An 8709-nucleotide genomic window follows, 5' to 3' on the forward strand; every position below is an offset into this window, starting at 1 on the left:
CTTCGGCCGCGGCGGCCGCGGGAGGAAGGCCTGGCACCCTAGTGCCCTGCAGCGACGTGCTCGCCGTCCTTGAGCTTGTACAGCGTGCCGCAGTAAGGGCACTTGGCCTGGCCGGTGCGCGCCACATCCAGATAGACCTTGGGGTGGCTGTTCCACACCGCCATCTCGGCCTTGGGGCTGGGGCAGAACACGCCGCCCTGCGGGTTCAGGTCGCCGGCAAGCAGCTCAACGGTGAAAGAGGTACTCATGATCAGACCTTGGACAGCCAGGCGGCGTATTTCGGGTTGCGGCCGTTGACGATGTCAAAAAACGCGCTCTGGATTTTTTCGGTGATGGGGCCGCGTGAACCGCTGCCGATCTCGATGCGGTCCAGCTCGCGGATGGGCGTGACTTCGGCCGCCGTTCCGGAGAAGAAGGCTTCATCGGCAATGTAGATCTCGTCGCGCGTGATGGATTTTTCCCTGAGCTCCAGTCCCAGGTCCTTGCAGATGGCGAAAATCGTGTTGCGCGTGATGCCGTTGAGAGCGCCTGCGCTGGAATCCGGCGTGTAGACCACGCCCTTGCGCACGATGAACAGGTTTTCGCCCGCACCTTCGGAGGCAAAACCCTGGGGATCGAGCAACAGGGCCTCGTCGTAACCTTCGTCGGTGGCCTCCATGTTGGCCAGGATGGAGTTGGTGTAATTGCTGACCGCCTTGGCGTGGATCATGGTGATGTTCACATGGTGGCGCGTGAAGCTGCTGGTCTTGACGCGGATGCCGCGTTTCATGCCTTCCTCGCCGAGGTAGGCGCCCCAGGTCCAGGCCGCGACCATCAGGTGGATGGTGTTGCCCTTGGGGCTGACGCCCAGCTTTTCGGAGCCTATCCAGGTCAGCGGACGGATATAGCCGCTCTCGAGCCTGTTTTCGCGCACCACGGCCAGCTGGGCGTCCATGACCTGCTGCGGGGTGAACGGAATTTTCATGCGCAGGATCTTGGCGCTGTTGAACAGGCGCTCGGTGTGTTCCTCCAGACGGAAAATGGCGGTGCTGCCATCGGCCGTCTTGTAGGCGCGTACCCCCTCGAAGGCGCCGCAGCCGTAATGCAGGGTATGGCTGAGGACGTGGATTTTGGCGTCGCGCCATTCGACCATCTGGCCGTCCATCCAGATTTTGCCGTCGCGGTCTTCCATGGAGGGTGCTACTGGGGACATGATGCTGATCCTGTGGTGAATGTCGTGAGAGGTTTCCCGGCCGCTGGCCCGTCGTCGGCCGCTGGCCGGACCGGAGAACCGGCTGAAAACCCGAAACGCTGATTTTACGGGCCGGGCGGCGAGCCGTCGGCGGCCGGCAGCGAATCGGTCGGCGCCGGCCTGAAAAGTTCATGGTGGACCAGCTTGCCGCCGACAAAGGTGCAGGTGACATGCGACTGGCCGCCATCGGTCCAGCGGAACACCTCGGGCTGGGCGTCCTTGTCCGACTGCAGCGCGCCCAGGCTTCGGGTCATGGCCACCACATGCAGCAGCGTCATACCCGGCTTGAGCTTGGCATTGAGCATGACGGCGCTGTCGGCATAACCGATGGGGCGATTGGCCGCGCGCCTGAGCACCTGCATCATGCGGGTGAAGTGAAGCAGCAGCCACATCATCAGGCCGCCGACCGCCGCCGCCACACCCGCCCAGCCAAAACCGCGGTACGCCAGCACCACCACCGCGACGCCGGCGATCGGAACAAAAATTTTCTGGAAGTTCATGACGCTATTTTCGCAGGCGCCGCGCGCCGGCTGGCTGCGGGGAGTGCGTAGGAAAAACCGCATGGCCGTCACTGCGCGTTCTTTCAAGCAAAATCGGCCTTCAGCCCATGCGGGGCGGGCGCCAACAGCTATATATTTAATAGCATCTGAACCGCCCGCCCCATGGCGGCTGCCACTATGCGAGGCTTCGCACGACCTCGATCGCCTGCTCCACACGCTCTATCGCATGGATGGTCAGGCCTTCAATCGGCTTTTTCGGCGCATTCGCCTTGGGTACCACCGCCACGCTGAAACCCAGCTTGGCCGCTTCCTTGAGCCGCTCCTGGCCGCGCGGCGCGGGGCGCACTTCGCCGGCCAGGCCAACCTCGCCAAAAGCGATGAAACCCTTGGGCAGCGGCTTGCCGCGCAGGCTGGAGGTGATCGCCAGCATCACCGCCAGGTCGGCCGCCGGCTCGCTGATGCGCACCCCGCCGACGGCGTTGACAAACACGTCCTGGTCCATGCAGGCGATGCCGGCGTGGCGGTGCAGCACCGCCAGCAGCATGGCCAGGCGGTCCCGGTCCAGACCCACCGACAGACGCCGCGGACTCGGGCCGCCGCTGTCGACCAGCGCCTGGATTTCCACCAGCAGCGGGCGTGTGCCCTCCAATGTGACCATCACGCAGCTGCCGGGCACCGGCTCGCTGTGCTGGCTCAGAAAGATGGCGCTGGGGTTGCTCACGCCCTTGAGGCCTTTTTCGGTCATGGCGAACACGCCAATCTCGTTGACTGCGCCGAAGCGGTTTTTGATCGCCCGCACCAGCCGGAAACTCGAATGCGTGTCGCCCTCGAAATACAGCACGGTATCGACCATGTGTTCGAGCACGCGCGGGCCGGCCAGCGCGCCTTCCTTGGTCACGTGGCCGACCAGGATGATGCAGACGCCGCTGGCTTTGGCCGCGCGCGTCAGGTGGGCCGCACACTCGCGCACCTGGGCGACCGAGCCCGGCGCCGAGGTGAGCTGCTCGGAATACACGGTCTGAATGGAATCGATCACGGCCACGGCCGGCCGGGTGGCCTCCAGCGTGGCGAGGATTTTCTCCAGCTGGATCTCCGCCAGCACCTTGACTTGCGAGCCGTCCAGCCCGAGGCGGCGCGAGCGCAGCGCCACCTGGGCGCCGCTTTCCTCGCCGGTGACATATAACGTGCCCCCACGCTTCCCCACCCCGTGTGGGTCGCTGCCCCCCGAGGGGGCCTTCGCGCCTTGGGGCGGCCCGACGGTGCTCAAGCTGGCGTCGAAGCCACGCTGCAGGGAATCGAGCGCCTGCAGCAACAGCGTGGACTTGCCGATGCCCGGGTCGCCGCCGATCAGCACCACACCGCCTTCGACAATGCCGCCGCCGAGCACGCGGTCCAGCTCCTCGTGGCCGGTGGGTGTGCGTGCCATGTCGGTCGCTTCGATGTCAGCCAGGGTCGCGACTTCCGAGGGTTTGGCCAATGAGGCAAACCGGTTCTTCACCGGCGACTGACTTTCCGCGACGGATTCGATCAAGGTGTTCCAGGCGCCGCAATGCGGGCACTTGCCCAGCCATTTGGGGTTGGTGCCGCCGCATTCGGTGCAGGTGTAAATCGTCTTGTCTTTGGCCATGGGGGAATATTACTGTAATTATTCACAGTACGGGTAACTCCCAACAGATCCCGGCAGACAGGGGCTGGGCAGGAAAGCATCCTTTCATTTAACATGTTAAATAATTTCAGCATTCCACATGACTACTCCTTTTACCCACCGCAACCTGCCCCGCCTGCTGCTGCAGGCGCGCGAGTCGGTGATGGCGCACACCCGGCCGCGCCTGCGCGAGCATGCCCTGAGCGACCAGCAGTGGCGCGTGCTGCGGGTGCTGGGCGAACACGGCGTGGTGGAAACCGGCAAGGTTGCGCGCGAAGCCTTCATCCTCGGGCCCAGCCTGACTGGCGTGCTGACCCGCATGGAGCGGGATGGCCTGATCCGCCGCGCGCGCGATCCGGCCGACCAGCGCCGCACCACCGTGGAAGCCACGGACAAAGGTGTGCAACTGGTGGCCACACTCTCGGGGGCCATTGAAGCGCACTACGCCTGGATGGAAGCAAGCCTGGGAAAAGACAAGCTCGCGCAGCTGTATGCGCTGCTCGACGAGGTGATTGCACTGGAGCAGCCATGAGCTGGATGCCTGAAGGAACCGTGTACGGCGTACTGCTCAATTTCGAACACGAAGTTGAGGTGCTCGCGCCGCAGATGAACCAGCCGCCTTACAAGATGCCGCCGAAAGCGCCCGTGCTGTATGTGAAAACAGCCAACACCTGGAGTGCGCATGGCGCAGCCATTGCCGTGCCGGCACGGGTCCCCGAGGTCGAGATCGGCGCCACCATCGCGATGGTGATGGGGGAGACCGGTACGGTTGCCGGCTATGTGCTGATGAACGACCTGTCCGTTCCGCACGCCAGCTTTTTCCGCCCACCCGTCAAGTTCAAATGCCTGGACGGCTTTCTCGGCATCGGGGATCGCCTGGTGCCTGCCAGCGAAGCCGGCGATCCCGCGGGCTTCATGCTGGAAGTGCGCATCAACGGCGAACTCGGACAAACCGTGAACTTCAACCATTTGGTGCGCGACGCCGCCCGGCTGCTGGCCGATGTCGGTGAGTTCATGACCTTGCACGCTGGCGATGTGCTGATGCTGGGCTGCGATGCGGGCCGGCCCCTGGCAAGGCGGGGTGATCGTATCGACATCAGCGCGGCTGGCTTTGGCACATTGAGCAACAGGCTCATTGAGGAACCGAGCGACGCCGGGCCGCCCCGAGGCGCGAGCGCCCCGGCGGGGGGCAGCGACGACACGCCAGTGCGAAGCGTGGGGGCCACATCTTCATGAAACACGCACGTGTTGTGTATGAAGGCCAGACCCAGCACGCCATCGAGCGCGATGGGCGGCTGCTGCTCGACGACGGCCACCTCGTCAGTGAAGACGCCGTCACCTGGCTGCCGCCGCTGGCGCCCACGCCGCGCCCGCGCACCATTCTTGCGCTGGGCCTCAATTACGCCGACCATGCGAAAGAACTTGAATTCAAGGCGCCCGAAGAACCTCTGGTCTTCATCAAGGGTGAAGGCACGCTGACCGGACACCGGCAGTTCACGCGCCGGCCGGCCGACGTGCAGTTCATGCATTACGAATGTGAACTGACGGTGGTCATCGGACGGACCGCAAAAAAGGTCAAGCGCGACGACGCCTACGACTTCATCGCCGGCTACACCGTCGCCAACGACTACGCGATCCGCGACTACCTCGAAAACTGGTACCGCCCGAATCTGCGTGTGAAAAACCGCGACGGCTGCACGCCGCTGGGCCCGTGGCTGGTGGATGCGGCGGACATCGCCAACCCGATGGCGCTGGCACTGCAAACCAGCGTCAACGGAAAAGTCACGCAGTCCGGCAACACGCGCGACATGATTTTCGACGTGCCTTTCCTGATCGAGTATTTCAGCAACTTCATGACGCTGCAGCCCGGCGACCTGATCCTGACCGGCACACCCGACGGTGTGGTCGATTGCCGGCCCGGCGACGTGGTGGTCACCCGCATCGAGGGCTTGGGCGAACTTTTCAACACGATTGAATGAACATGACAAGAATAGATCACCTCATCAACGGCAAAACGGTTGCCGGCAACAGCTACTTCGAAACCGTCAACCCCGCCACGCAGGACGTGCTGGCCGAAGTCGCTGCTGGCGGCGAAGCCGAAGTCAACGCCGCCGTGGCCGCCGCGAAAGAGGCCTTTCCGAAGTGGGCCGGCATGCCGGCACCGCAGCGCGCCAAACTGGTCCGCAAGCTCGGCGACCTGATCGCCACCCATGTGCCGGAAATCGCGCAGATGGAGACCAACGACTGCGGACAGGTGATTGCGCAAACCGGCAAGCAACTGATCCCACGCGCGGCTGACAACTTCTATTACTTCGCCGAGATGTGCACGCGGGTTGATGGCCACACCTACCCGACCGAAACGCACCTGAACTACACGCTGTACCACCCGACTGGCGTCTGCGCGCTGATCTCGCCGTGGAACGTGCCCTTCATGACCGCCACCTGGAAGGTCGCGCCCTGCCTGGCGTTTGGCAACACCGCGGTGCTCAAGATGAGCGAACTGTCACCGATGACGGCGGCGCGCCTGGGCGAACTCGCCCTCGAAGCCGGCATTCCGCCCGGGGTGCTCAACATCGTGCACGGCTACGGCAAGGACGCGGGGGAGCCCCTGTGCCGCCACCCCGACGTGCGCGCGATCTCGTTTACCGGCTCCACCGCCACCGGCAACCGCATCGTGCAGGCGGCGGGCCTGAAAAAATTCAGCATGGAGCTGGGCGGCAAATCACCGTTCGTGATTTTTGATGACGCGAACCTCGAACGCGCGCTCGACGCCGCCGTCTTCATGATTTTTTCCAACAACGGCGAACGCTGCACGGCCGGCAGCCGCATCCTGGTGCAGCGATCGATCTACGCCGACTTCGTTGCGAAGTTCGTGGAACGCGCCAAACGCATCAAGGTCGGTGACCCGCTCGATGAAACCACCACCATCGGCCCCATGATTTCGCAGGGCCACCTGGCCAAGGTGCGCAGCTACATCGAACTCGGCCCGAAAGAAGGCGCCACCTTGCTGTGCGGCGGGCTGGGCGCACCGGACCTGCCGGAGCGGGTAAAAAAGGGCAACTACGTGTTGCCCACGGTGTTTGCCGACGTGGACAACCAGATGCGGATTGCCCAGGAAGAAATCTTCGGCCCGGTCGCCTGCCTGATCCCGTTCAAGGATGAAGCCGACGCGATCCGCCTGGCCAATGACACGCAGTACGGCCTGTCGAGTTATGTCTGGACCGAGAACCTGGGCCGCGCGCACCGCGTCGCCGCCGCCGTTGAAGCCGGCATGTGTTTCGTCAACAGCCAGAACGTGCGCGATTTGCGCCAGCCCTTCGGCGGCACCAAGGCCTCGGGTACCGGGCGCGAAGGCGGCACCTGGAGTTACGAGGTGTTCTGCGAGCCGAAGAACGTGGCGGTGTCGCTCGGTAGCCATCACATTCCGCATTGGGGAGTCTGAGCATGGGAACACTGGCACTCGCCGCCAAAATCACGCACGTGCCCTCGATGTACCTCAGCGAGCTGGACGGCCCGCGCAAGGGCACGCGGCAGGACGCCATCAACGGCCACCTGGAAATCGACCGGCGTTGCCGCGCCCTCGGCGTGGACACCATCGTGGTGTTCGACACGCACTGGCTGGTCAACGCGAACTATCACATCAATTGCGCGCCGCACTTCAAGGGCCTGTACACCAGCAACGAGCTGCCGCACTTCATCAGCAACATGGGCTTCGAGTTTGCGGGCAACCCGGCGCTGGGCCACTTGCTGGCAAAGGCCTGCAATGCGCATGGCGTGGAAACCCTGGCGCACGACGCCACCACCCTGAACCCCGAGTACGGCACGCTGGTTCCCATGCGTTACATGAACGCCGACCAGCACTACAAGGTGGTGTCGGTTTCGGCGTTGTGCCAGGCGCATTACCTCAACGACAGCGCGCGCCTGGGCTGGGCCCTGCGCCGCGCGATTGAAGACGAGTACGACGGCACGGTGGCGATTTTTGCCAGCGGCTCGCTGTCGCACCGCTTTGCGCAAAATGGCCTGGCACCTGAATACGCCTTCAAGATCTGGAGCCCCTTCCTCGAAACACTGGATCAGGAGGTGGTGCGCATGTGGCAGCGCGGCGACTGGAAGACGTTCTGCGCGATGCTGCCCGAATACGCCGCCAAGGGCCACGGTGAAGGCTTCATGCACGACACCGCCATGCTGCTGGGCGCCCTGGGCTGGTCGGACTACAACGGCCAGGCCGAGGTCATCACGCCCTACTTCGGCGCCTCGGGCACCGGGCAGATCAATGCGGTGTTTCCGGTCACGCCACAAACCGGCGCCGCCATTCCTGCCGCGCAGGCCTCGACCGCGCACGGCTACCAGGCCGTGAGCCGGCTCTGACCGACACTGGACAAGCCATGCCCCACCTCGTCATCCTCTACACCCCCAACCTCGAGGCCGCCACGGACATGACCGCGCTGTGCCGCGTTCTGGCCGACACCATGCTGGCCGTGAAAGACGACGAAGGCCAACAGGTCTTCCCCACCGGCGGCACGCGGGTGCTGGCCTACCCGGCGGCGCACTATGCGGTGGCCGACGGCAAGCGCGACTACGCCTTCGTCTACCTGAACCTGCGCATGGCTTCCGGCCGCTCCGACGCTACAAAAAAGAGAGCTGGCGACGCTTTACTGGCAAGCGCTACAGCCCATTTTGATCCTCTGATGAAGGAACGGCTGATCGGCATCACGCTGCAGATGGACGAAAGTTCCGGCCAGGTCTACGACGGCAAGCACAGCAACCTTCACCCTCTTTTCCAGAAAACCTGACCATGTTCAGCCCCGAACTCATTGCCCAGCTGGCCGCCGAACTGGACCACAGCGAGAAGACCCGCGTGCAGGTCGAGCATTTATCAAAGCGTTACCCCGGCATGACGGTGGAAGACGGCTACGCGATTTCCCGCGCCTGGGTGCAGATGAAAATTGCCGGCGGGCGTGTGGCCCGGGGCCACAAGATCGGCCTGACTTCGCGCGCGATGCAGATCTCCAGCCAGATCGACTCTCCCGACTACGGCACGCTGCTGGACGACATGTTTTTTGAACCCGGCGACATCCCCGCGGTGCGTTTCATCGCGCCGCGCGTCGAGGTCGAACTGGCCTTTGTGCTGAAGAAAAAACTGGAGGGCACACACATCACCGTGGACGACGTGCTGGACGCCACCGACCATGTGCAGCCTGCGATCGAGATCATCGACGCACGCATCGAGCAGTTCGACCGCCACAACAAGGCCATGCGCAAGGTGCAGGACACCATTAGCGACAACGCCGCCAACGCCGGCATCGTGCTGGGCGGCCGCAAGGTGTCGCCAC

The 8709-nt window shown here is 64.0% G+C and carries 11 protein-coding genes; 7 read left to right on the forward strand and 4 right to left on the reverse strand.

Annotated elements, in window-relative coordinates; translation table 11 throughout:
* Positions 1–38: 38 nt before the first annotated feature.
* The 4 genes from PSV33_RS05040 to radA form a co-directional block, all read right to left on the reverse strand.
* Positions 39–248, reverse strand: coding sequence for a zinc-finger domain-containing protein (locus tag PSV33_RS05040; RefSeq protein WP_300559470.1), 210 nt, complete (start codon positions 246–248; stop codon positions 39–41).
* Between the two features lie 2 nt (positions 249–250).
* Positions 251–1192, reverse strand: coding sequence for a branched-chain amino acid transaminase (locus tag PSV33_RS05045; RefSeq protein ID WP_300559473.1), 942 nt, complete (start codon positions 1190–1192; stop codon positions 251–253).
* A 104-nt stretch (positions 1193–1296) separates the two neighbouring features.
* The gene (locus PSV33_RS05050) at positions 1297–1731 is read right to left on the reverse strand and encodes a glycerate kinase (protein WP_300559476.1); all 435 of its coding nucleotides are present in this window, start codon (positions 1729–1731) and stop codon (positions 1297–1299) included.
* Between the two features lie 175 nt (positions 1732–1906).
* Positions 1907–3358 carry a DNA repair protein RadA gene (gene radA, locus PSV33_RS05055; RefSeq protein ID WP_300559479.1) on the reverse strand — a complete coding sequence of 484 codons (1452 nt, stop codon included), beginning with the start codon at positions 3356–3358 and terminating at the stop codon, positions 1907–1909.
* Between the two features lie 118 nt (positions 3359–3476).
* Between radA and hpaR the strand changes: the two genes are divergently transcribed.
* From hpaR to PSV33_RS05090, 7 genes are all read left to right on the forward strand, one after another.
* The gene (gene hpaR / locus PSV33_RS05060) at positions 3477–3908 is read left to right on the forward strand and encodes a homoprotocatechuate degradation operon regulator HpaR (RefSeq protein ID WP_300559482.1); all 432 of its coding nucleotides are present in this window, start codon (positions 3477–3479) and stop codon (positions 3906–3908) included.
* Positions 3905–4612, forward strand: coding sequence for a fumarylacetoacetate hydrolase family protein (locus PSV33_RS05065; protein WP_300559485.1), 708 nt, complete (start codon positions 3905–3907; stop codon positions 4610–4612). The genes hpaR and PSV33_RS05065 overlap by 4 nt, the downstream gene beginning before the upstream one ends.
* Positions 4609–5355: a fumarylacetoacetate hydrolase family protein gene (locus PSV33_RS05070; protein ID WP_300559488.1), complete on the forward strand. Its 747-nt coding sequence runs from the start codon at positions 4609–4611 to the stop codon at positions 5353–5355. The genes PSV33_RS05065 and PSV33_RS05070 overlap by 4 nt, the downstream gene beginning before the upstream one ends.
* A 2-nt stretch (positions 5356–5357) precedes the next feature.
* Positions 5358–6818 (forward strand): 5-carboxymethyl-2-hydroxymuconate semialdehyde dehydrogenase, encoded by a 1461-nt coding sequence (gene hpaE / locus PSV33_RS05075; protein WP_300559490.1) that lies wholly within the window; start codon positions 5358–5360, stop codon positions 6816–6818.
* Positions 6819–6820: 2 nt separating this feature from the next.
* Positions 6821–7744 (forward strand): 3,4-dihydroxyphenylacetate 2,3-dioxygenase, encoded by a 924-nt coding sequence (gene hpaD / locus PSV33_RS05080; RefSeq protein WP_300559493.1) that lies wholly within the window; start codon positions 6821–6823, stop codon positions 7742–7744.
* A 17-nt stretch (positions 7745–7761) separates the two neighbouring features.
* The gene (locus tag PSV33_RS05085; protein WP_300559496.1) at positions 7762–8169 is read left to right on the forward strand and encodes a 5-carboxymethyl-2-hydroxymuconate Delta-isomerase; all 408 of its coding nucleotides are present in this window, start codon (positions 7762–7764) and stop codon (positions 8167–8169) included.
* A gap of 2 nt (positions 8170–8171) precedes the next feature.
* The coding region (locus tag PSV33_RS05090; RefSeq protein ID WP_300559499.1) for a 2-oxo-hepta-3-ene-1,7-dioic acid hydratase at positions 8172–8709 on the forward strand (538 nt) is incomplete at its 3' end.

Source organism: Polaromonas sp. (assembly GCF_029945895.1).
In the GTDB taxonomy this organism is placed as follows: Bacteria; Pseudomonadota; Gammaproteobacteria; order Burkholderiales; family Burkholderiaceae_C; genus Polaromonas.